The organism is Kitasatospora sp. NPDC001119 (assembly GCF_053598475.1).
In genome coordinates, this window is record NZ_JBSFKI010000001.1 from 154,407 (window position 1) to 176,349 (window position 21,943).

At 72.3% G+C, this 21,943-nt stretch carries 20 protein-coding genes and 1 pseudogene; 15 read left to right on the forward strand and 6 right to left on the reverse strand.

Going from position 1 to position 21,943, the window contains the following annotated elements; translation table 11 throughout:
* Window positions 1–165 precede the first annotated feature (165 nt).
* Entirely contained in the window at window positions 166–1,629 is a 1,464-nt protein-coding gene (locus ACWDD9_RS00780; RefSeq protein WP_449810447.1) for a hypothetical protein, read from the forward strand.
* Window positions 1,630–1,707: 78 nt separating this feature from the next.
* Here the strand turns inward: ACWDD9_RS00780 and ACWDD9_RS00785 are convergent, their stop codons facing one another.
* Window positions 1,708–1,950: a hypothetical protein gene (locus ACWDD9_RS00785; RefSeq protein ID WP_387969448.1), complete on the reverse strand. Its 243-nt coding sequence runs from the start codon at window positions 1,948–1,950 to the stop codon at window positions 1,708–1,710.
* Between the two features lie 2 nt (window positions 1,951–1,952).
* Window positions 1,953–2,852: a helix-turn-helix domain-containing protein gene (locus ACWDD9_RS00790; protein ID WP_387969445.1), complete on the reverse strand. Its 900-nt coding sequence runs from the start codon at window positions 2,850–2,852 to the stop codon at window positions 1,953–1,955.
* Between the two features lie 207 nt (window positions 2,853–3,059).
* Between ACWDD9_RS00790 and ACWDD9_RS00795 the strand changes: the two genes are divergently transcribed.
* The 7 genes from ACWDD9_RS00795 to ACWDD9_RS00825 all read left to right on the forward strand — a co-directional run bounded on the left by ACWDD9_RS00795 (window position 3,060) and on the right by ACWDD9_RS00825 (window position 6,806).
* On the forward strand, window positions 3,060–3,590 hold the full coding sequence (locus ACWDD9_RS00795; RefSeq protein ID WP_449810448.1) for an ATP-binding protein: 531 nt from the start codon (window positions 3,060–3,062) through the stop codon (window positions 3,588–3,590).
* Window positions 3,568–4,164, forward strand: a complete 597-nt coding sequence (locus tag ACWDD9_RS00800; RefSeq protein WP_449810449.1) for a hypothetical protein — start codon at window positions 3,568–3,570, stop codon at window positions 4,162–4,164. The genes ACWDD9_RS00795 and ACWDD9_RS00800 overlap by 23 nt, the downstream gene beginning before the upstream one ends.
* Complete coding sequence (locus ACWDD9_RS00805) at window positions 4,161–4,622, forward strand: ATP-binding protein (RefSeq protein ID WP_387969436.1); 462 nt, start codon at window positions 4,161–4,163, stop codon at window positions 4,620–4,622. Before ACWDD9_RS00800 ends, ACWDD9_RS00805 begins: the two co-directional genes overlap by 4 nt.
* Before the next feature lie 68 nt (window positions 4,623–4,690).
* Window positions 4,691–4,987, forward strand: a complete 297-nt coding sequence (locus ACWDD9_RS00810) for a hypothetical protein (RefSeq protein WP_449810450.1) — start codon at window positions 4,691–4,693, stop codon at window positions 4,985–4,987.
* A gap of 277 nt (window positions 4,988–5,264) precedes the next feature.
* Window positions 5,265–5,489: a hypothetical protein gene (locus ACWDD9_RS00815; RefSeq protein ID WP_449810451.1), complete on the forward strand. Its 225-nt coding sequence runs from the start codon at window positions 5,265–5,267 to the stop codon at window positions 5,487–5,489.
* Window positions 5,490–5,493: 4 nt separating this feature from the next.
* Window positions 5,494–6,015: a hypothetical protein gene (locus tag ACWDD9_RS00820; protein WP_449810452.1), complete on the forward strand. Its 522-nt coding sequence runs from the start codon at window positions 5,494–5,496 to the stop codon at window positions 6,013–6,015.
* On the forward strand, window positions 6,012–6,806 hold the full coding sequence (locus tag ACWDD9_RS00825; RefSeq protein WP_449810453.1) for a hypothetical protein: 795 nt from the start codon (window positions 6,012–6,014) through the stop codon (window positions 6,804–6,806). The genes ACWDD9_RS00820 and ACWDD9_RS00825 overlap by 4 nt, the downstream gene beginning before the upstream one ends.
* A gap of 8 nt (window positions 6,807–6,814) precedes the next feature.
* Here ACWDD9_RS00825 and sufD read toward each other — a convergent pair whose 3' ends face one another.
* Window positions 6,815–7,999 carry a Fe-S cluster assembly protein SufD gene (sufD, locus tag ACWDD9_RS00830; RefSeq protein WP_449810454.1) on the reverse strand — a complete coding sequence of 395 codons (1,185 nt, stop codon included), beginning with the start codon at window positions 7,997–7,999 and terminating at the stop codon, window positions 6,815–6,817.
* Window positions 8,000–8,139: 140 nt separating this feature from the next.
* Here sufD and ACWDD9_RS00835 point away from each other — a divergent pair, with 140 nt between their 5' ends.
* Together ACWDD9_RS00835 and ACWDD9_RS00840 are read left to right on the forward strand one after the other, a co-directional pair.
* Window positions 8,140–8,715 (forward strand): hypothetical protein, encoded by a 576-nt coding sequence (locus ACWDD9_RS00835; protein WP_449810455.1) that lies wholly within the window; start codon window positions 8,140–8,142, stop codon window positions 8,713–8,715.
* 76 nt (window positions 8,716–8,791) lie between these two features.
* Window positions 8,792–9,076: pseudogene (locus ACWDD9_RS00840) on the forward strand (GTP cyclohydrolase); the annotation flags it as partial.
* Window positions 9,077–9,213: 137 nt separating this feature from the next.
* Here ACWDD9_RS00840 and ACWDD9_RS00845 read toward each other — a convergent pair.
* The 3 genes from ACWDD9_RS00845 to ACWDD9_RS00855 form a co-directional block, all read right to left on the reverse strand.
* Complete coding sequence (locus ACWDD9_RS00845; protein ID WP_449810456.1) at window positions 9,214–12,354, reverse strand: protein kinase domain-containing protein; 3,141 nt, start codon at window positions 12,352–12,354, stop codon at window positions 9,214–9,216.
* A gap of 759 nt (window positions 12,355–13,113) precedes the next feature.
* On the reverse strand, window positions 13,114–15,231 hold the full coding sequence (locus ACWDD9_RS00850; protein ID WP_449810457.1) for a putative bifunctional diguanylate cyclase/phosphodiesterase: 2,118 nt from the start codon (window positions 15,229–15,231) through the stop codon (window positions 13,114–13,116).
* A gap of 139 nt (window positions 15,232–15,370) precedes the next feature.
* Window positions 15,371–16,177, reverse strand: a complete 807-nt coding sequence (locus ACWDD9_RS00855; protein WP_074004343.1) for an SAM-dependent methyltransferase — start codon at window positions 16,175–16,177, stop codon at window positions 15,371–15,373.
* 248 nt (window positions 16,178–16,425) lie between these two features.
* On the opposite strand from ACWDD9_RS00855, the gene ACWDD9_RS00860 reads away from it, so the two are divergent.
* From ACWDD9_RS00860 to egtC, 5 genes are all read left to right on the forward strand, one after another.
* Window positions 16,426–17,007, forward strand: coding sequence for an SRPBCC family protein (locus tag ACWDD9_RS00860; protein ID WP_449810458.1), 582 nt, complete (start codon window positions 16,426–16,428; stop codon window positions 17,005–17,007).
* A complete protein-coding gene (locus ACWDD9_RS00865) occupies window positions 16,976–18,226 on the forward strand; it encodes an aminotransferase class I/II-fold pyridoxal phosphate-dependent enzyme (RefSeq protein WP_449810459.1) in 1,251 nt (416 codons plus the stop codon). The genes ACWDD9_RS00860 and ACWDD9_RS00865 overlap by 32 nt, the downstream gene beginning before the upstream one ends.
* 273 nt (window positions 18,227–18,499) lie before the next feature.
* Window positions 18,500–19,780, forward strand: coding sequence for an ergothioneine biosynthesis glutamate--cysteine ligase EgtA (gene egtA, locus ACWDD9_RS00870; RefSeq protein ID WP_449810460.1), 1,281 nt, complete (start codon window positions 18,500–18,502; stop codon window positions 19,778–19,780).
* Window positions 19,777–21,183 (forward strand): ergothioneine biosynthesis protein EgtB, encoded by a 1,407-nt coding sequence (gene egtB / locus ACWDD9_RS00875; protein WP_449810461.1) that lies wholly within the window; start codon window positions 19,777–19,779, stop codon window positions 21,181–21,183. Before egtA ends, egtB begins: the two co-directional genes overlap by 4 nt.
* Window positions 21,183–21,932, forward strand: a complete 750-nt coding sequence (gene egtC / locus ACWDD9_RS00880; protein WP_449810462.1) for an ergothioneine biosynthesis protein EgtC — start codon at window positions 21,183–21,185, stop codon at window positions 21,930–21,932. The genes egtB and egtC overlap by 1 nt, the downstream gene beginning before the upstream one ends.
* The last annotated feature ends 11 nt before the right edge of the window (window positions 21,933–21,943 follow it).

The window sequence follows — 21,943 nt, forward strand, 5'->3', positions numbered from 1 at the left end:
AGTGCCGTATGTCGGAGCCCGATTCAGGTTGGTTCCCACCGTTGTAGTGCTGTTTATATATTTTTTTTAAATGTCATAAAAAATGACATAACGACATAGACCCTTACGCTGTCCACTCACTCCATCGCCCAGCGTGACCACAGGCCCCACCCCTTGGAGACCCCAGTGACCACCCCCACCCGCGCCCCCTGGATACCCGGGGGCGGAACCGCCCTGGAGTGGGGCCTGCGCGACACCTGCCCCGTCGGCGTCGGCCCCGGCGGCCACCGGAGCGAAGGCGGCAAGGTGTGGTGCCTGTCCTGCGGCGACCGGTACACCGGGCGCCCCGCCCAGGTCGGCGACGACCACCACCACCGCGACGACGCCCACCACGCCGCCCGCCTCCACGCCGACGACCACGAAGCCGAGATCCGCCGGTACATCACCGCCGAGCGCACCCGCGAGACCCGCGAGAAGTCCGGGTGGACGACGCGGGTGTACGCCCTCGTCTCGGCGGCGACCCGGGAGGACCCCGACGGCGGGGTGTGGTGGGACGGCACCGGCTACCGCCTCGTCCCCGCCGGAGCCCGCCACGACGCCAAGGGCCGCCGCGTGCGCCGCCGCGTGGTCGAGCTGGCCCTCGCGGCCGGCTTCCTCCGCCAGGACGAGCGCGGCGACGTCGTCGCCACCCCGGACGGCCGCGCCATGCTCACCATCTGGCAGCACCACCGCACCGACCTCGCCGAGCCCTGGCCCGCCCGCCACGAGCCCCAGGCCCTACCCCCGCTCCCCGGCGGCCACGAAGCCGCACGCCGCCGCGAGAAGGCCCGCCAGCGCATGCTGGAGCTGGAACGCCAGGCCGCCCAGAGCCGGGCCGAGTTCCTGCGGCGTCGCGAGGAGGCCGAGCGGCAGCACCAGGCCGAGCTGGCCGCCGCACGCCAGCGCCGAGCCGACGCCCAGGCCGAACGCGAGCGCGCCCAGCGGGCCCGCACCGGAGCGGACATCGACCTGACGTGGTCCGCGGTGGGTGCCGGCCGCTGGAGCGTCACCGGCAGCGGCCACGCCCGCCGGCTCGACGTCACCCTCAACGACCGCGACTTCGCTACCGACATGTACGAGATCCGCGAGAACGGCCACTTCCACTCCCGCCACCCCTACCCCCACCAGACCGAGGCCGCCGTCCGGCAACTGCTCGCCGACGGAGTCGAGATCGGCCTCTGGACACCAGGCCCCACCCCCGCGGCTTCCACCCGGTCGTGCTCCACCGGCTCCGCCGGCCGCTGGCACCAGGTCCCACCCCGACCCACCCGAACGGAAGGACACACCCCTGATTCCCCACCCCGCCAACCTGCTGCCCGACGGCCAATGGGACGACCGGGTCTTCGACCTCACCTACGAGGGACGCCGAGGCCGCTTCCGGGTCGTCCGGGGCCTGGGCGAACAGATCGGCACCGTCGAACTCCGTGGGCGCGTGTGGATACCGAAGACCACCGAGGGCGCCCCGCCGGGCACCCTCCCGCCCGGCTACGGCTACCAGCTCCGAGCCGTGGCCGGCATCGAACTGTCCATCGCCGTCCCGCTCCCGCCGCCGGAGGAAGAGGAGACGTACCGGGTGGTGCCAGGCCCCACCCCGTCGTCGTGACTCGATGACGAGGGCCGGGAACGGCAAACACCCCTGCCTCCGGCGGAGGCAGGGGTGTCCTGGGCAGAGTGTATGGAGAGATGCTTCTACAGGCCGAGCCGTGTGCGGATGGCGGTCATCCCGTCCGCCATGGCGACGAACTCCGCAATAGTGTGCCGGACTCCGAGGATCTCGGGGTTCTGACTGTCGCCCTGAAAGACCCCGATCAACCGCCCGTCCTCACCTAGGATCGGCGCGAACGTCGCGCAGGCACCGTTCGCCTCGCTGAACGGCGACTTGAAGCGATCCTCCATGGGCGGAGTAACGTCGTACAGTTCCTGCTTTTCCATGGTTAGAGGAATTCCTTACTTGCGGATCTGATCAGCTCTAGCGATTCAGTAGAACTGAACGCCTTCCCACACAGGTAGTCAAACCTACGCCGCCGTGCCCGGACCTCCTTCGGGTCGTCCAGGATGGCGACGCCCGTCCCGGTGTCCATGGTCGCGACACCGGGGTCGTTCGGGGTGGGAAAGTCGATGATCGTGAGGTTCAGCTGCGAGGCGGCAGCACCACCAGCGGCGAAGGGGATGACCCTCACCGTGATGTTAGGCAAGTCTGCCATCTCGATCAGGCGATCCAGCTGCTCACGCATTGCAGCCGGACCACCTACGTGGGGGCGGAGAGCAGCCTCGGAGACCAGAGCATCCACGATCACCGGCCGGTCGGCTCGGGTAACGATCTCCTGGCGCTTCACTCGAACAGCGTGTTGAGTGGTCAGTCGTTCCGCGCCGACCTCGACTGAAGCGAACTCGTCCACGCCCTGCATGTACTTCTCGGTCTGGAACGGCCAAGGGATCAGTCCGCCAGAGGCAATACTGACCTTCGTCGCTACGTCCTCCAGCTCGATCAGCTTGACCAAGCTTCGCGGGAGATCAGCGACATACTTGGTCCACCACTCCGACTCCGCCGCCCGCGCTTCGCGGATCTCGGCCATCAGATCGAGACGAATGGCCTGGTCAACCTCATAGAGATCAAGCATCTTACGGAGCTGCTGATCAGTGGGGAGCTGGGCCCCCTTCTCGATCCGGGATACAAAGTCCTGACTCTTGCCCAGGGCCTTGCCAACAGTGACCTGGGTGAGGCGCGGTCGCACGTCCAACCGAAGGGCGCTCAGTCGCCGGCCGACGCTCGCCGCAGCACGGGCTGCTTGCGGCCTGGTACCCACGCCTATCACCTCTTCATCCAGCTGCATCGTCTTTGGATGAGCGTAGCGCGTCCTGAGGGCAGCATGCCTCCCAGGAGTGAACTTTGAAGGCTCGTCAGGCTGGGGGTTGCGTACGCAGTTAAGTACGCGGAACACTATTCGGGCACCACCCGCTACGAGCCATCTGCGGAGTGTAGTGCGTCCGCGATGACGCACGGCTCCCTCCGGCCGACCTGTGGAGGAGCTGTGCAAGCCGTGTTCGATCACGCCCACCTGAGCACCATCGTTCGTCTCTTTCGATCGGAATCCTTCGAACCTGACCCCACCTCGGTTCGCAGCGTCCGGCGGCTCATCACGGAGTCGTGCCAGGCCATCGGGAGCGACCCCGATGACCCGGTGCTCGTCGCCTGCGAGCTGGCGACGAACGCGCTCCGGCACGCCGAGACGCCGTACCAGGTGACCTTTGTGGCGCTCTGGAACAGGCTGCCCTGGATCGAGGTTCTGGACCGCTCGATGGACCTGCCGAAGCCGCGCGCCGCCGGGCCGGACGAGACCGGCGGCAGGGGCTTTGAGCTGGTCACGCAGTTGACCGTGCGGTGGCACTACGACCTCAACCCGGTCGACCGCTACAAGATCGTCTGCGCCACTCTCAAGGGGGACTTCGATGAGGCCGGCGGACAGCATGTCCATACAGCCTTACCCGCAGGACAGCTCTCCGCTCCGCCGGGGCCGGATCTCCGTCGAAGAACTCGGCCCGTCGCGGTTGGAACGCCTCGGTCAGCCTGACTGCCCCATCCTGCTGACCCTGAGCGGGATCGGCCTCGACGCCACCGAGAGCCACCCCCCTCCCCCGATCGAACTCCGCCTCACCCGCAAGACCGTGGTGCGGCTGGAGAACAAGATCCGAACGGTCCTCCGCCCCACGGTCGGGACCGCGCCTTCGAACCCCCAGACCAGCACCGCGCCGCGACGAGGGCGGATCTCCGTCGAGGAGATCCCGCCGGCGCAGTTGCAGCTCCTCGATCGTCCGACGCAGTCGTTCCGGATGACGCTCAGCGGTATCGAGCCGGACCCCTCCGGGGAGTGCCCCCCTCCCGTGATCGAACTCCGACTCAACCGGTCGATGCTGGAAGACCTGCAAGCCAAGATCCGGGCCGTCCGGCTCGCATCGGTCGTGAACGCGGGCCGGGCCGCGAACACGGAGCCCCCCTTGGTCCGGCGTGCTCCCGGCCAGGCGCTCCAGGAGCACTTCGGCACCGAGCAGATCGAACAGCTCCACCAGGACCACAGCCACCAGGCGCCGCCGGCCGATCTCATGCAACGGCTACTCGACGGCTTAAGACGGATGGAGGTGACATGACTACCACTGCCGAACCCCCCGTCCAGGTCGAGCTGGACGTCCCCCTCACAAGCTTCACCGCGGAGTACCCCTACGTACCCGAGTCGGCCGCGCTGGCCCGCTGGCTCGTGGACGCCGCCCTGGCCGGCTGGGAGCTGTTCGACCTGATCGACAGCGCCGTGCTGGTGGTGAGCGAGTTGGTCACGAACGCCATCGAGACGGCGTGCTGCCGCAAGCTCGGGCTCTCGATCCAGCGCCTAGGCGAGTGCACGGTCCGGATCACGGTCAGCGACGGCTCCTGCTCGCTGCCGGTCTTCGTGGACGCCGGCCTCCCGGCCGGCCCCGACCACGTACCCCTGCGCGGGCGGGGGCTCCTGGTCGTCAACCGCCTGGCACACCGCTGGGGAGTCAACCTGTACGCCTGCGGCAAGGACGTGTGGGCCGAACTCCGACTCCGTCCGCAGTCCCGCGCCCGCTAGCCAGCGGCCACCAGGCACCCAGCTCGCTCGAACCGCTCACCCTTCTCTTGAGAAATGAGTATTCAGGTATGCACACGGAATGGCTCTGGGAACGCGCGCACCTCATGCACGCCCAGTTGAAGGCGCGCTCCGAGAACGCGCCGGACCTCCTGAGCCTGCTGATGTTCAGCTTGCAGGAGTGCATGGGCAACGCGGCGCTGAACATGCTGAAGCTGCGAAAGATGCGGCCCAGTCAGAAGGCTGTCGCCACCAGGGACCTCCACTCGGCCTTGGCCGTGATCGCGATGACGGCCCTGGTGGCACTCGTGGAGTGCTCCGACGACGCGCCCGAGGTCTTCCGATCGGAGGTGGGGCCCCGAAATTAGAGCCTCGGGGCGACCCGCGCCGGGCTGTCATCTATTGGCAGCCCGGCACCCATCTATCACCCTATCTCACTTGTCGAAATAGGGGGCTTAGTCATGCCCAAAGGCAGAAACTCCGGAATGCGAAGTTCCCTATAAATAGTACCGCCGAAAGCGCTTTAGTGGATCTCCGATGTCGGCTATGTTAATGACACCTTCGAGAGCACATCCCGCGTCGGGGTGATCGTCTCGAAGATTCCTTCCGGCATCCGCTGGAAGGAAGCTCGGGAAAGGAGAGCACATGTCGTTCGACATCTCGGCGGTCATCGGGGCCGACCCGGAGATCAGCGACGCCCTCACCGGCGTCACCGACGTCACCACCCAGGGGAACGCGACCTTCTCGGCCGGCAGCGTCGTCACCGACGACGACCAGATCGCCGTCGACCTCGTGGACTCGGCGTCCGAGAACGCCGGCCTGGTCGAGCTGCTGGGCGTCCGGCGCACGGCCCTGCTGATCGCGGCCTGATCCCGTGGGAACCGTCATCACGGCCGTCGTTCTGACGGCGTGGTTCATCGTGTCGGCTGTCGGCCAGTTGACGGTTCCGCGGCGACTGCTGGACCGGCTGAGGGCCTGGGATATCTTCGGGATTGTTCCGAATTACAGATTCTTCGCGCCCCGACCGGTCCAGCACGACTATCACCTCCTCATGCGGACGGCCGGGCCATCCGGAGAATTCGGCCCCTGGCATCAGGTCGCCGGCCCCCCGGAACGCTGCTGGTGGCACATCGCCTGGAATCCGGACCGCCGTGCATTCAAGGGCTTGTCCGACGTGATGTCCGTCGCCCACCGCTTTGATGTGCAGAGGCCGCGCGCCGTGCAGGTTTCCCTGCCGTACCTCGCGATTCTGACCTACGTCACCGCCGTTGCAGCGAGAGATCCAGGCGCCCGCGAGGTTCAATTCGTCCTGGCGATTTCTCATGGCGTTCTCAGTGACGAGAGCCCGGACGTTATCTTCAAATCTAGCCGCCACCGCCTTGGAGAATCCCGGTGATTCCGCCCTCCGCTATCCGCCTCACGGAGATCATCGCCGGGATCGGCGTACTCATCTCCTCTCTTGAGGTCCTGGCTCGGCCTCGAAGCACCGACGACGGCTCGTGGAACAGTTGGCGCGTTCTGCGGCTGCGCCGGCGCTGGACTTCGACGGGACGCACCGGGGCCGTGGCCGACGGCCTGTTGGGGTACCCGCGCGACCTGATCGGCGTGGCGGTGCGATCGGCGGCCGCCGCCGCGCTGGTCCTGGCCGCCCCCTCTGGGGCCTGGCAAGCCCTTCTGCTGTGGCTGGTGACGGCGTCGCTGGCGATGCGCGGCCTGCGTGCCCCCTACGGCGGCGAGGGCTCCGATCAGGTGCTCCTGATCGTCTTCGGCGCGCTGGCGATGGCGCAGACCTTCGGCGGTCAGCGGATCGCCCTGTGGTTCATCGTCGCGGAGGCGTGCTTGGCGTACTTCTCGTCAGGGTTCGCGAAGGTGCTCCACTCGGAGTGGCGCGACGGGAGCGGCCTCCTAGGGGTCCTCCGAACGCGTTCATGGGGCAACGCCTGGGCGGCGCGCCGACTGTCCGGGCGGCCCGCTCTGTGCCGCTGGCTGTCGCTGGCCCTGGTCAGCGCGGAGACGGCGTTCCCGCTCGTGCTGCTGACGCCGCCTCCGCTCCTTCCGCTGCTGATCGGGCTGGCCCTGGCCTTCCACATGATCATTGCGATCACCATGGGATTGAATTGCTTCGTGTGGGCGTTCGCGTCCTGCTACCCGGCCGTGGCGTACGTCGTCCTGGGAAGCGTCCGGTGACCAGCCGGTCAGCTCAGCCGGTCCAGCTCGCCTTCGATCGTGCCCAGCACCCGGTCTTCGACCTCGGGGATGTCGATCTTCGCGATGATCTCCCGGAAGAAGCCGCGCAGGACCAGGTGCCGCGCCTCGTTCTCGTCGATACCTCGGGACATCAGGTAGAACAGCTGGTCATCCTCGAATCGCCCGGTCGCACTCGCGTGGCCAGCGCCGACGATGTCACCGATCTCGATCTCCAGGTTCGGGACCGCATCGGCACGGGCGCCAGCCGACAGCAAGATGTTCCGGTTGGCCACGTAGGTGTCGGTGCCCTTAGCCGCGGAACGGATGAAGGCATTGCCGATCCACACACTTCGGCTATCCCGGCCGTGCACAGCGCACTTGTAGTTGACCCGGGACGTGCAGTTCGGCCCGGTGTGGTCGGCGACGGGCCGGTGCTCGATGTGCTGCCCAGCCTTGGCGAAGACCAGGCCGGACAGCTCAGCGTCCGCTCCGGGCGCTTCGAAGGTCAGGGTGGGGCTGACGCGGACCGCCGCGCCACCGAGGCTGACGGTGGTCAGCTTCAGCTTGGCGTGGTGTCCGAGGCTCGTGTGGTGTGCCGAGACGTGGACGGCATCCGGACTCCACTCGTGGAGGACCACCACGGCCAGGTCGGCGCTCTCCTCGACAACCAGCTCGACGTTGTCCGCGAAGGTCCCCGAGCCGGTGTAGGTCACCACGACGGTGGCCTTGCTGAACCTGCCGGCCCGGATCGTCACGTGGCCGTACGCCGCGGTGCCCTCTCCCGGGCCGGTGACTCCGACCATGACGGGCTCCGTCGCGATCGTGTCCGGTGGCACGGTCACCAGCAGTGCGTGGGTGTGGCTGCGCCAGGCTTGAGCTGCAACACGGTCGGCCGGCGCGACGGCCGAACCGATGCGGGGATCCTCCCCTCCGGCCCCGGAGGCGACGACCTCAACGCGGACTCCACTCTCCAGCCGCGCAGGGCCGGAGTAGAGGCCGTTGTCGCGATGTACGGCAGTCCCGTCGTGCAGCCCGTTCAGCCGCCACAGCGGGGTGAACCGCCAGTCCTCTTCTCGGCCCTTCGGAATTTCGAAGGCGTCAACATCGAGGGAGGTGAAGCGGTGGATCGTGGACAACGCCAGAACATCGCCGCCGGCATGGCCGGCCGCCAGTCGTTCGTCAGGAAGCTCCATCCTGGCAGCCTACAGCCAACTTGCCGCTACCAGAGGCCAGTTGGTTTATGTGATCGATTCGCCTCCGGCCTCACTCCGTGTACGACCTCAGCACCGCACGGGGCGGGGCTTCTTCATACGAACCTATGAACGGAAGACCCATGCCACCCAAGATCCCCGAACCCACCGGCAAGACCCGCGACGACCTGATCACCGCCTACGCGACTGGCACCCCCGGGTACAAGCTCGCCCAGGGCTACGGGGTGTCCCAGGGCACCATGTCCAAATGGCTCCGGAACTGGGAGGCCCCTAGGCACCGGCCCAGCGCGGACACGGACCCCCGCGTGGACCGCAAGGAGGCGACCCGGCTCTACAACAACGGAACGATCCCCGCAGCGCTCGCGCGACGCTACGGCGTCACTACCTACCGCATGAGGTCACTTCTCAGCGCGTGGGAGGTCCCCCGACGCACCCTCCGTCAAGCCGCCCACCTCCGCCACGACATCGCCCGGTACTCGGCCGGCACCGTCCCCCGGATGGACCGCGAGGAGGCGACCCGGCTCTACAACGAAGGCATGTCTCCGAAGAAGCTCGGGCAGCGCTATGGCATCCCCACCTCCCGCATGAAGTACCTGCTCCGCACCTGGGAAGTCCCCCTGCGCAACCAGCAGCAGGCCGCGCGGGTCCGCGCGGAAGCCGAAAAGCGGGCGCTCGATGCTTACCGGCTGTTCCCGTGACGGGAGGAGCGCGGACCTCACCACCTCACCCTGTTTCCGCAGGTCGGGAACAAGGTGGAGGGGTGTACCGTTACCCCAGGACTCCGGCCTGGACACGTACGACGCCAACACCGCGCTCGGCCTGCCCGAGGACGGCCGCGACTACACCGCGGCCGCCCAGATGCTCGCCGCGCTCGACGCCACGGGCATCGACCTGCTGAGCAACAACCCGGACAAGGCGGCGCAGCTGGCCGACCTGGGGATCGTCGTGCGGCACCGGGTGCCGACGGGGGTGCACCTGTCGGCCAGCAACGTCCGCTACCTGCGGGCGAAGGTGGAGCGGACGGGGCACTCGATCGAGCTGTCCCGGCTGGTCGGCTGAGCTGCCGCACAGGCGGCTGGTGACAGATGACAGCTGACAGATTTCAAAATCTGTCAGCTGTCATCTGTTATCTGTTCGCTGTCATCTGTTCGCTGTCATCTGTTCGCTGTGATCTGTCAGCTGTCAGCCGTTCGCTGTCACCCGCGCCCCGCGCGCCCCCGGACTGTCCGCAGTACCCCGTAGGCCGCCAGCGGCAGCGCCACCAGCAGCGCGGCCCAGAAGGCCCCGTGCCCCCACAGCCCGGCGATCGCCCGGAACAGCCCCTCGAACACCGGGATCCGCAGCGCCTCGACCGGGCCCAGCGGACCCGGCCAGGCGCCCAGGAACAGCGTGGCCGGGACCCAGAGCACGAACAGCCCCTTGGCGGTGGCCGGCGTCCCGAGGGTGCTGACCAGCGACACCACCGCCAGCAGCAGGACGAACCCGGCCTGGTAGTCCGCACCGCCCTGCCCCGTCCCCCAGGAGTCGGGCGTCGGGTGCGCCCCGGTGGCCGCCAGCCGGACCTCGACCGCCGCCCACAGCAGCAGCACCAGCACCGCCGTCGTCCCGAGCGCGAACCGCAGCCGGTCGCGCGCACCGGCGCCGCCCGTCCGCCACCGCCCGGACGGCGCGCTCCCCGCCCGCTCGGCGGTGCCGGCCCCGGACGGCCCCGCGCCCCGCACACCCCGCACGCCCCGCTCCCGCCAGGCCTCCCGGGCCTGCCGTCGGGCCTCCTGAGCCGGCTTCAGCAGCCGGTTGGCGGCCCGCTCGATCAGGACGAGCGAGACCACGGTCGCCACCACCGCCGCGATGCCGGCCCAACTCCCCATCCCGCCCTCGAACACCACGACCCGGTCGGCCACCGACGGCGGCGTCTCCAGCACCGTCATCGGCGGCCCGAGCCGCAGGTAGCCGATGGCGAGGGCTCCGGCGCCGGTCAGCAGCGCCGTGCCGATGCCCACCCGCGCGGGGAAGAAGGCGATCACGGCGGCCGCAACGAGCCCCGCGCCGAGCTGTCCGGCCACCTGCCGGGCCGCGTGCTCGCCGGCGTTCCGCAGGGGGCCGCCGAAGGCGCCGGCGGGCGAGAGGTCGAGCTTCTCCCCCGCCTCGACCGGGTAGCGGAGCACCGCACCCGCCCACAGCAGCAGCCCGAAGGCGAGGAGCAGCAGCAGGACCGCCCCGGCCCGGCGCGGCAGCGCGGTGCGGGCGTGCGGCCACCAGGCCGCCAGCTGCTCCCGCCGCTCCTCCCAGCCCGTCGACGGCCGGCGGCGCCGGTTGAGCCAGAGCCGGGCCACCCGCCCCTCCTGTCGCACCCCGGCCTCCGGTTCGGGCCGCTCGGGCCGTCCCCGGCCGCGCCGCCGCAGTGCCTCCGCCGCGACCAGGGCCGCCCGGCCGGCCGGCTGCGCCGGGTCGGCGCTCACCGCCCGTCGGCGCAGCGCGGACCAGTGGCGCCGGACCACGTCCCGGGGAGTGGCCGCCGCCGGGTCGGGCGCCGGCTTGCGGGCCACGGTCCGTACGGCGGTGCGGGCGCCCGCGCCCATGGCCAGCGCGCCGTCCACCACCGTGGCGGCCACCGCGGCGGCGAGCTCCGAGACCCGCTCGGGCAGCGGCAGTCGGTGCAGTGCGGCGGGCAGCGGCGAGAGCCGGCCGAGCAGCCGCGCGCGTTCCTCGGGCCGGATGCTCAGCCAGACCGCCTGCCGGTGCGCCTCCTCGCGTTCCTCCGGGCTGAGCCCGTCGCCGCCGCGCCGGCCGCCGCCGACGGTGCGGGCCAGCCGGTCCACCTCGGCCAGCACCTCCGGCAGTGCGGCCAGTGCTAGCAGCCGCGAGCAGTGCTCGCCGGCGCACTCGGGGTGGAAGCAGTCGTAGCGGGCGACCACGGCCGGCACCCCGCCCCGGACGAGTTCGTCGATCAGCTCGGCGCCGTCCGGTGCGGTGACGACGCGTTCCAGCCCGGTGGTGTCGATCGGCCGGTCGCGGTAGTGCGGGACGGCGCCCGGGACGAAGGCGGCCCCCAGGGCGAGCACCGCCACCGCGGCCACGGACTCGCGCCGGGAGCCGGGCGCCTTGGCCACGTCGGAGAGGTAGTGCAGGTCGAAGACGGTGTCCTCGACCTCGTCCCGCAGCCAGTCGCGCACCCGTTCCGCTCCCCCGGTGGCCAGCCAGCGGGCCGCCGCGCCGGAGTTCTTGAGCAGCGCCTCGGTGAGCCGGACCGGGTCGGTGAACGGGTTGCCGAGGAAGGTGACCGGCCGGTGGGCCCTGGCCTGCGCCTGCGGTCGGCGGCGGATCACCTCGGGGGTGCCGCCGGCCAGCCAGCTGCGGACCTGCGGGGCGGTCCAGCGGTCCTCCGGCATCTTCGTGAACAGCCCCTGGAGGAGCAGCAGTTGGCGCGGGTCGCGGACGGCGCTGAGGTCGACCTCCTCGCCCATGACCAGTTCCAGTTCCAGCTCCTGGTCGTCCGGGCGCTCGCCGTCCGCGCCGACGAAGCGGGGGCGGCCGACGAACAGTTCGTACAGCACGTTGCCGAGCCCCCACCAGGGCCCGGCCTGGTGGTTCTTGCCGGCCAGCTGCTCGGGGGCCATGTAGGCGACGGTGACCATCATCTCGGAGGTGAACCGGCGGCTGTCGGTGAGCCGGTCGACGCCGCCGAAGTCGGCGATCACGAACTCCCCGGACCCGCTGCCGGGGCGCACCAGGATGTTGGCGGGCTTGAAGTCCAGCGGGTTGCGCTGGATCCGCTGCTGCCAGAAGTCGAGCAGGGCGACCAGCTCGTAGACGATCTGCTCGGTGGTCCGCCGGTCGCCGTGCCCGCCCGACTGCCACAGCCCGGCGACGTGGGCGGCGAGGGTGACCGGCAGGTACTCCATGGCCACCCAGTCGACCTGGGCGCCGTGGTGGCGGACCCGGCCGAAGTCGATCAGCTGCGGGACGTGCCGGCGGAAGCCGTCGTGGCCCAGGTGGGAGAGCAGGTCGTGGTCCATCGGCTGGCCCGCGACGGCCACCTTGACGGCCGCGTCACCGCCGCCGTCGGTGCGCCGGACGTACCAGACGGTGCCCTCGGAGCCGGCTCCGGCCCGACCCAGCGGGATGAAGCGGCTCCGCAGGGCGTCCGGGAAGACGCCCTCGAACGGACCGCCGGTGTCCGGGGCCCCGCCGAACCCGTCCTCGGGGCCGGCCGGGCTCCCGCCCGCACTCCCGCCACCGACTCCCCCGGCCGGGGCGGGGCCGCCGGGCCCGATGCCGTCCTGCCAGGAGGACGAGCCGGCCCCCGAGCCCGACCGGGGCCGGACGACCTCGGTCACCGCCTCCGAGTCGGCACCCGGCGAACGTCCCGAGTGCCCCGAGCCCCCCGAACTGCCCGAGCCCCCCGGCCGGTTCGGCCGGAGCTCGGTCGGAGCGTGCGGGTCGAACCTCGGCCCGGTGTCCGGCCTGCGGCGGGTGGCCGCCTCCGGGTCGTACCGCGGCTGGTTGCCGGACACCCGACGCGTCGCGGCCTCCGGATCGAAGCGCGGCGGGGCGGCGGGCACCCGACGGGTCGCGGCCTGCGGGTCCACCCGGGCCCGCGGGTTCGCGCCGAGCCGGGACGACCGGTCCGGGGCGTCCTCGGAGGCACGCCAGCGCCCCCGCGACCACCGCTCCACCCTGCTCCCCGGCGGATTCCCCGGCTCGGCTCCGGCGGCCGACCGGGGCCTCGGCCCGCGCCGACCGCCCTCGGCCGGGTCCGCGTCCTCCGTCGTGCCCATGCGACGCTCCCCTCCCCCGCAGCCCGGACCGGCGCGGGGCCGTGACCATGGGCGCACCGGTTCCGGGGTGGATTGTGACGCGTCATCATCCCTCATGGCGGGCGCGGGTGTCGGCCGCTTTCGCGGATCAGGACCGACCCATCGCAGGACCGGTACGCAAGCGCGATCCCCGACGGGGAACCGGCCGCTGTCGACGCCTCGGCCGGCACTGCCCGTACGGCGGTCGGGCCGGCACCGCGACCGCCGGAGCGGAGCAGGACCGGGCGGGAACGGACCGGCCCCCGAGCGGAACTCGAGTCGGCGTCCAGCCGGCCCGCCTCAGCGCTCCTCGACCGGGCGCCCCAGCGGTTCCTCCACGATCCGCCGGGCGATCTCCTCGGGCCGCACCGGGCGTCCGAAGTGCCAGCCCTGCGCCCAGTCGCAGCCCATGGTCCGCAGCCGTTCGGCGTCCCGGTGGGTCTCCACGCCCTCGGCGGTGACGTTCAGCCCGAGCGCGTGCGCCATCGATACCAGTCCGCTGACGATCCGCCACCCGGTGGACTCGTCCTTCCCCGGTTCGTGCAGGTCGCCGACGAAGGAGCCGGCGATCTTCAGCCCGGAGACCGGCAGGTCGCGCAGGTAGGCGAGGTTGGACCAGCCGGTGCCGAAGTCGTCCACGGCCAGCGACACCCCGAGGTCGACCAGCCCGTGCAGGGTGCGCAGCGCCTCGTCCTCGGGCCCGACCACGGTCGACTCGGTGATCTCCAGCTGCAACCGGGCCGGGTCCAGGCCGGTGCTGTCGAGGATCCGGGCGAGGTCGGTGACCAGGGCGGCGCTGCGGGCCTGCCGGACCGCCAGGTTGACGTTGAGCTGCGGGGCCGCGTCGCCGTACCGCTTGATCCAGTCCGCGGCCTGGCCGCAGGCCTGCTCCAGCACCCAGCGGCCGAGCGGCATGATCAGCCCGGTCTCCTCGGCGGTGGTGACGAACTCGTCCGGGCCGAGCACGCCGAGCTGCGGGTGGCGCCAGCGCACCAGCGCCTCCACGGCGGCCAGCCGGCCGTCCGCGAGGCGGTAGAGCGGCTGGTAGTCGATGAAGAACTCGCCGCGGTCGAGGGCCGCCGGCATCCGCACCGACACCGCGTAGCGGCTGACCGCGCGGGCGTTCTCCTTGGGGTCGAAGAGCGTCCAGCGGCCGCGGCCGGCCTCCTTGGCGCGGTACAGCGTGAGGTCGGCGGCCCGGACGGCGGCGCCCGGGGTGGTGGTGGACACCCGCCGCTCCAGCACGCCGACGCTGGCGCCGACGGCGAGCTTGTGGTCGCCGATCAGCACCGGCCCGGCCAGCGCCTTGAGCACGGTCTTCGCGGCGGCCACCGCCTCCTGCTCGCCCCGGCACTTCTCCAGCAGGACGACGAACTCGTCGCCGCCGAGCCGGGCCACCAGGTGGCCGAGCGGGGTGAGGGCGGCCTTCAGCCGGGCGGCGACGGCGGCCAGCAGCTGGTCGCCCATGTCGTGGCCGAGGCTGTCGTTGACCACCTTGAAACCGTCGAGGTCGACGTAGCAGAGGCCGAAGCGGGCGCCCGGCTCGGGCTCCTCGAACAGCTTCTCCAGCCGCTCGAAGAAGGCCGCGCGGTTGGGCAGGCCGGTGAGCGGGTCGTGGGTGGCCTGGTGGCGCAGCCGCTCCTGGAGCCGGTAGCGGTCGGTGACGTCCTCCAGCATCGCGACCTGGTACTGCGGGATGCCGTCGTCGTCGCGGATCAGCGAGACGGTCAGGTGGGTCCAGATCACCTCGCCGTCCTGGCGGTAGTACGGCTTGTCGAACTGGAAGTAGTCCCGCTTGCCGCTGATCAGCTCCTCGTACGCCTCCCACACGCCGGGGGCGTCCTCGGGGTGCACCAGGTCGCCGACCCGGCGGCCGATCATGTCCTCGGGGCCCGCGCCGAACAGCTCCTGGAGGGCCTTGTTGACCGCCATGATGTTGCCGTCGGTGTCACCGATGCCGATGCCGATGGCGGCGCTCTCGAACAGCGCCCGGAACCGGGCCTCGGAGGCGCGCAGCGCCCGCTCGGCCTCCTTGCGGGCGCTGTCGGCGGCGGTGCGGATCGCCTCCTGCTCGGTCAGCGTGCGCTCGCGCAGGGCGGCCGCCCAGCCGGCCGCGAAGGCGCCGGTCAGGGCCGGGCCGCGGTCGTCCTGGACGGGCTGCGCCTGGAGCAGCTCGACCGCCCGGGCCAGCAGCACCGGGTCGGTGAAGTGCGCGTCGACCAGGTCGGCGCCGGCCTGCGCGGCCAGCCGCGGCTCGAACGGCTCGTCCTCCTGGGCGCGGTGCAGCAGCGCGGCGGTGCGCGCGACCAGCCGGCCGAGCAGGCCGGGGTGGACGGCGGTGCCGTGGTCGGCGGAGAGCAGCCGGGCCCACTCCTCGTGGAACCGCTCCGCGTTGCCGCGCACCGGGGTGGTACTCATCTGCTGAACCTGGTTCCTCTGGTGTACGCGCCGGTTCCGGCGGGCCCGGCAGGCCTTGCGGGCCGAGCGGGCCGGGCAGGCCTCGCGACGGCCGCCGCGCGGGGCGTGCGGCCGTCGGTGCCTCGTCCGTCGCGTCCGCTCAAGGGCGGATCCCCACGCCCGCCACCCCGGCGATCCGCTCGGGGTGCTCACCGACCGTACCCGGCTGGTCCGGACGCCACAGCGGCAGGTGCACCACGCCCGGCTCGACCAGCTCGAAGCCGGAGAACATCGCGGTGATCTGCTCGTGGGTGCGCATGGTCAGCGGGGTCGGCGTCCGCTGGTAGAGCTTCTGGTGGTCCTCGGCCTGGTCGGGGCGGCTCTCCAGGGCGGCGTGCGAGAGCACCAGCGCGCTGCCGGGCGGGAGGGCGTCGCGGATCGTTCCGATCAGCCGCCACGGGTCGTCCTCGTCGCCGACGAAGTGCGCGACGGCGACCAGCAGCACGGCCACGGGCTCGCCGGCCGCCAGCAGCTCGGTGACCTCGGGGCGGGCCAGCAGGTCGTCGACGTCGCGCAGGTCGGCCTGGGCGACGGCGCAGTCGTGGTCGTCCTCCAGCAGCAGGCGGCTGTGCGCGACGGCGACCGGGTCGCGGTCCACGTAGACGACCTTGGCCTCGGGGCGGATCGCCCGGGCGATCTCGTGCACGGCGCCGAAGGTCGGGATGCCGGAGCCGATGTCCAGGAAGCGGGTGACGCCCTGCTCGGCGAGGAAGGTCACGGCGCGGCGCAGGAAGGCGCGGTTGGAGCGCATGATCTGCGGCAGCTCCGGCCACATGGCGATCGCCTTGCGGGCCATCTCCCGGTCGACCTCGAAGTTGTGCGAGCCCCCCAGGTAGTAGTCGTAGACCCGCGCGGCGTTCGGTTTGTCCAGGTCCGTGCCCTCCGGTACCCAGCTCGGTCGCCGCATGCCTGTGACTCCTTCACTCCGGTTTCTGGGGTCGCAGCGCCCAGGGGATGCTGCCGTGACTGATGAGACTACAAGCACAGAAGATCCTCCCCCGCACCCCGAACGGGTGCAAGCGGAGTGCTTCCTTCCTCCCGGACGGGCGCTTCCGGAAGATTCACCTCCGGTTACCGGCCGTGCCACGGACCAACTCGGCAACGGTCCAACGGCGTTCACCCCTCGGAGCGACCGGCCCGGACTAGGGTGGGGCCGTGGACCCCAACCACTACCGATTCCGGGGCGTCTGGCGGCTCGCGGCTCCGGCGACCGCCGTGTACGCGGCCCTCGAGGACGTGCGGAGCTATCCGCTGTGGTGGCCGGAGATCCGCGAGGTCCGACCGACCGGCGAGGACTCCGGGGACGTGGTGGTGCGCGCGCTGCTGCCGTACCGGTTGGTGATCGGGCTGGCGGCGAGGCGGCGCGACCCGGCCGCCGGGGTGCTGGAGGTGGCCATGCGGGGCGACCTGGCCGGGTGGTCGCGGTTCACGGTGACGCCGGACCTGGCGGGCGGGGCCGGCGGACCGCACGAGGCCCGCGGGCCGGGCGGTCCGGGCAGCCGGGTGCTGTTCGAGGAGGAGACCCGGCCCGGCAAACCCCTGCTGCGCCGGCTCGCCCTGCCGCTGCACCCGCTGTTCCGGGCCAACCACGCGGTGATGATGCGCCGGGGACGGCGGGGGCTCGCGGCGTACCTGGCGGGGGGGCGGCGGGGTGACGGGCGTCGGGCGGGGCAACGGGCGTCGGAGGACGGATGGCGGCGAACAGATGACAGACGACAACTTTCAGCGAACAGATGACAGCTTTCGAAATCTGTCATCTGTTCGCGACAGCCCCGGCCCCGCGCCCACCGACGTCCCCGCCCCCGACTTCGGCTTCGACGCCCCCTTCGACCGCACCGGCACCGGCAGCAGCAAGTGGGCCCACGCGGACGCCCCGGGGACGATCGCGATGGGCCTCGCCGACATGGACCTGCCCGGACCGCCCGCCGTCGCCGAGGCACTGGAGCGGCGCGCCCGGCACCGCGCGTACGGCTACACGGTCTGCGACCCGGCCGGCCGCGCGCTGGTGGCCGACTGGTACCGCACCCGGCACGGCGCCGCGGTCGACCCGGACTGGGTCCTGCTGCTGCCCTGCGGCCCGCGCACCGCGCTGCGCGTCCTCCTGGAGACCGTACGGCCGCAGGCCCCCGTCCTCTTCCCCACCCCCGAGTGGGGAGGCTTCGCCCAGCTCTGCCGCGCGGCCGGCCTCCCGTACCGCGAGCTGCCGCTGCACCCGGCGCACCCGCCGCAAGTACTGCACCTGGGCCCGAGCGGCTACCGGCTCCCGTCGGGCCCGCTCCCCCGCCCCGTCGGCGCCGTACTGCTGAGCAACCCGCACAACCCCTCCGGCACGGTGTGGCCGGCCGACGCCGTGCGCGCTCTCGCCGCCCGGGCGGCCGAGAGCGGTGCGCTGCTGGTCTCGGACGAGGTGCACGGCGACCTCACCCACCCCGACCGCGCCCACCCCGTCGCCGTCACCACCGCCGACCCGGCGCACCGGCCCCTCGTCGTCACCCTCAACTCCGTCGGCAAGACCTTCAACTGCTCCGGCATCCCCAGCAGTTTCGCCCTCGTCCCCGACCCCGGGCTGCGCGCCCGGTTCACCGAGGCGCTGGCCGGCTACGGCCTCTGGGAGGGCGGCCTGCTGGAGCAGACCGTGCAGCAGGCGGCGCTGCGCGAGGGCGGGCCCTGGCTGGACGCGCTGCTCGCCCACCTGGTCGCCGCCCGCACCCGGCTGACCGACCGGCTCGGGCCCGCCGTCCGCGCCACCCCGCGGGCCTCCTACCTGCTCTGGCTGGACGCCGCCGCGCTCGGCCTGCCGCCCGCCGACGCCCGCCGGGCACTGCTGGAGCGCTGCGGTCTGGAGGCCTCCGACGGCGCCGACTTCGGGCCCGGCGGCCGGGGTTCGCTGCGCCTGAACTACGCCCTGCCGGGGCCGGTGCTGGCGAGCGCCCTGGAGCGGCTGGAGCGCCTGTGACCCCGGCACGTGCCCCGGCCGGGTACGGACCGCTCCCTGCCCGCCGATCGGCCTGACAGCCCCGAACTCACCCGTTCGCCACAGCTCTGACCTGCGAAAACGAACGTTCACACGATTTTTGCGGGGCATCCCCGCATGCTCCGTAGCAGACTGGGCAAAGTAGACCGGGCCGCAATCGTGATCCCGAGGATGGTGAGTCCGGTGATACCGGTATCCCGCACCACTCCGCCCGACCGGCAGAGCACGCCAACACCCCCGCCGGGGGTGACCCCGTTGACCGAATCGGGGGCGCGCAGCCACGTGTCGGGCGTCTGCTTCAAGATCGGACCGCCCCGCCTGGTGGGGGTGGAGGTCGAATGGTTCGTCCATGACGATCGATGTCCGTCCCGCCCCGTACGGCCGGAACTGCTCCACGCCGCACTGGAGTCGCTGCCACTCGGCGGACCGGACGGCGTCTCCCTCCCCTCCGGTTCGCGCCTCACGCTCGAACCCGGCGGACAGGTCGAGCTCAGCTCCCCGCCCGCCACCGGCCTCCTGGCCTGCGTCGAGGACACCCGACGCGATCTGACCGCCCTGCGGGCCGCCTTCGCGGCACAGGGCCTGCGACTCACCGGCACCGGGACGGACCCTTACGCCCGCCCCCGACGGATGGTGCTGGACCACCCCCGCTACCTCGCGATGGAGCGCTTCTTCGACTCCGCCGGGCCCTGGGGCCGCATCATGATGACCGGCACCGCGTCGGTGCAGGTCTGCCTGGACGCCGGCGAGGCGGACGGGCCGCACGCGGTGGAGCGCCGCTGGCGACTGGCCCACCAGCTGGGCCCGGTGCTGGTCGCCGCCTTCGCCAACTCCCCGACACTGGACGGTAGTTCGACCGGCCATCGGTCCACCCGGCAGGCCGTCTGGTCCCGGATGGACCCGACCCGCACGCTCGCCCCGGAGCCGGACCACGGCGACCCGCGCGAGGCCTGGGCACAGTACGTGCTGGACGCCCGAGTCCTTTGCGTGCGAAGGCCCGAGGGCCTGCCCTGGACAGCCCCGACCGGGCTGACCTTCCGCGACTGGATCCGCGGCGCGGGCGAACGCCAGCCCACGCTCGACGACTTGGACTACCACCGCACCACCCTCTTCCCACCGGTGCGCCCGCGCGGCCACCTGGAGCTGCGGATGATCGACGCCCAGCCCGGAGACGGCTGGGTGGTGGTCGCGGCGCTGGTCACCGCGCTGCTGGACGACCCGGTGGCCGCCGATGCCGCGCTGGCCGCGCTGGAGCCGCTGGAACGCACCGACGGCCCGCGCCCGCCGCGCAGCGAGGTCTGGCGCCGGGCCGCCACCCTGGCCATGGCCGACCCGGAGCTGCGCCGGGCCACCCTCACCTGCTTCGCCGCCGCCGACGCCGCACTGGGCCGCCTGCCCGGCGCCGGTCAACTGCGCACCGTCGTCGCCGAGTTCGCCGAGCGCTACCCCGCGCGCGGCCGCTGCCCGGCCGACGACCAGCTGGACGCCCTGCGCTCCGGCACCCGACCCGCTCCCCCGGAGGAGGCCGCACCATGACCGACATCCGACCCCACGGGGGCACCGAGGCGGTCGGCGCGGACCGCAGCACCGGCCCGACCGCCGCCACCGCCGCCCCTGACGCCGCCGCCATCGGCACCGAGGCGCTGCGCGAGAGCATCGCCACCGAGCTGCTGGCCGCCCGCGCCCGCACCGCCGCACTGACCGAATGCGTCGGGGACGGCGACCTCACCGCCCAGCACTCCCCGCTGATGTCCCCGCTGGTCTGGGACCTCGCGCACATCGGCAACCAGGAGGAGCTCTGGCTGCTGCGCAACGTCGGCGGCCGCGACCCGATGCACCCCGAGATCGATCCGCTCTACGACGCCTTCCAGCACCCCCGCGCCGAGCGCCCCAGCCTGCCGCTGCTGCCGCCCGCCGAGGCCCGCGCCTACGCCCACGAGGTGCGCGGCCGGGTGCTGGACCTGCTGGCGGCGAGCCCGCTGGAGGGCGCGCCGCTGCTGGACGCCGGGTTCGCGTTCGGGATGATCGCCCAGCACGAGCAGCAGCACGACGAGACGATGCTGATCACCCACCAGCTCCGCCAGGGCGAGCCGGCCCTGGCCGCCCCACCGCCACCGCCCGCGCCCGCCGACGCGGCCACCCTGCCCGCCGAAGTCCTGATCCCCGCGGGCCCGTTCACCATGGGGACGGACACCGAGCCGTGGGCGCTGGACAACGAGCGCCCGGCGCACACCGTCGACCTGCCGGCCTTCCTGCTGGACACCACCCCGGTCACCAACGCCGCCTACCAGCGGTTCATCGCGGACGGCGGCTACGACGACCCGCGCTGGTGGACGCCGGAGGGCTGGGAGCACCGCCGCCGCGCCGACCTGACCGCCCCGCTGTTCTGGCGCCACCAGGACGGCCAGTGGCTCCGCCGGCGCTTCGGCACGGTGGCGCCGGTCGAGCCGGACGAGCCCGTCCTGCACGTCAGTTGGTACGAGGCGGACGCGTACGCCCGGTGGGCCGGCCGGCGGCTGCCGACCGAGGCCGAGTGGGAGAAGGCGGCCCGGCACGACCCGGCCACCGGCCGCTCCCGCCGCTACCCCTGGGGCGACGGCCCGCCCGGCCCCGAGCACGCCAACCTCGGCCAGCGCCACCTGCGCCCGGCCGGGGCGGGCAGCTACCCGAAGGGCCGGTCCCCGTACGGGGTGGGCCAGTTGATCGGCGACGTGTGGGAGTGGACGGCCAGCGACTTCCGCCCCTACCCGGGCTTCCGGGCCTGGCCGTACCGGGAGTACTCGGAGGTGTTCTTCGGCCCCGAGCACAAGGTGCTGCGCGGCGGCTGCTTCGCGGTGGCGCCGGTCGCCTGCCGGGGCACCTTCCGCAACTGGGACTACCCGGTCCGGCGGCAGATCTTCGCCGGGTTCCGCACCGCCCGCGACCTGGAGGCGGACTGATGTGCCGTCACATCGCCTACCTGGGCGAGCCGGTGGCGCCCCGGGAGCTGCTGGTGCACCCGCCGTACGGGCTGTACCGGCAGTCCTGGGCGCCCCGGGTCCAGCAGTACGGCACGGTCAACGCGGACGGCTTCGGCCTCGGCTGGTACGCGGACGGCGACGAGGTGCCCGCCCGCTACCGCCGGACCGGGCCGATCTGGGCGGACGAGGCCTTCGCCGACCTCGCCCGGGTGGTCCGCACCCGGGCGCTGCTGGCCGCCGTCCGGTCCGCCACCGAGGGCTGCGCGCCGGGCGAGGGCGCGGCCGCGCCGTTCGCCGCCGAGCGCTGGCTGTTCAGCCACAACGGCGCGGTGGCCGGCTGGCCCGGCAAGCTGGACGCGCTGGCCGCCCTGCTGCCCCCGGCCGAGCTCCTGGGCCTGGAGGCGCGCACCGACTCGGCGCTGCTGTGGGCGCTCACCCTGCACCGGCTGCGGGACGGCGCCGGGCCGGGCGAGGCCCTGGCGGGCACCGTCGCGGACGTCACCGCGCACACCACCGGGCGGCTCAACCTGCTGCTCACCGACGGCGCCTCGATCGCCGCGACCACCTGGGGCGACACCCTGTACCACCGCACCCTGCCGGGCCTCGGCACGGTGGTGGCCTCCGAACCGTACGACGACGCGCCGGGCTGGACGTCCGTCCCCGACGGTTCGCTGCTGCTGGCGGACTCGCGCGGCGTCACCGTACGCCGCCTCCCCGGCCGCGACTGATCCCCACTCTT

What these genes read in the sequence shown, in the direction of transcription:
- sufD (WP_449810454.1), bottom strand. Translation starts at nt 7,999, where the DNA reads ATGGAGCTTCCTGACGAACGACTGGCGGCCGGCCATGCCGGCGGCGAT.
- ACWDD9_RS00815 (WP_449810451.1), top strand. Translation starts at nt 5,265, where the DNA reads ATGTCGTTCGACATCTCGGCGGTCATCGGGGCCGACCCGGAGATCAGC.
- ACWDD9_RS00865 (WP_449810459.1), top strand. Translation starts at nt 16,976, where the DNA reads ATGACAGACGACAACTTTCAGCGAACAGATGACAGCTTTCGAAATCTG.
- ACWDD9_RS00785 (WP_387969448.1), bottom strand. Translation starts at nt 1,950, where the DNA reads ATGGAAAAGCAGGAACTGTACGACGTTACTCCGCCCATGGAGGATCGC.
- ACWDD9_RS00855 (WP_074004343.1), bottom strand. Translation starts at nt 16,177, where the DNA reads ATGCGGCGACCGAGCTGGGTACCGGAGGGCACGGACCTGGACAAACCG.
- ACWDD9_RS00835 (WP_449810455.1), top strand. Translation starts at nt 8,140, where the DNA reads ATGCCACCCAAGATCCCCGAACCCACCGGCAAGACCCGCGACGACCTG.
- ACWDD9_RS00850 (WP_449810457.1), bottom strand. Translation starts at nt 15,231, where the DNA reads ATGAGTACCACCCCGGTGCGCGGCAACGCGGAGCGGTTCCACGAGGAG.
- egtC (WP_449810462.1), top strand. Translation starts at nt 21,183, where the DNA reads ATGTGCCGTCACATCGCCTACCTGGGCGAGCCGGTGGCGCCCCGGGAG.
- ACWDD9_RS00805 (WP_387969436.1), top strand. Translation starts at nt 4,161, where the DNA reads ATGACTACCACTGCCGAACCCCCCGTCCAGGTCGAGCTGGACGTCCCC.
- ACWDD9_RS00810 (WP_449810450.1), top strand. Translation starts at nt 4,691, where the DNA reads ATGCACACGGAATGGCTCTGGGAACGCGCGCACCTCATGCACGCCCAG.
- ACWDD9_RS00790 (WP_387969445.1), bottom strand. Translation starts at nt 2,852, where the DNA reads ATGCAGCTGGATGAAGAGGTGATAGGCGTGGGTACCAGGCCGCAAGCA.
- egtB (WP_449810461.1), top strand. Translation starts at nt 19,777, where the DNA reads ATGACCGACATCCGACCCCACGGGGGCACCGAGGCGGTCGGCGCGGAC.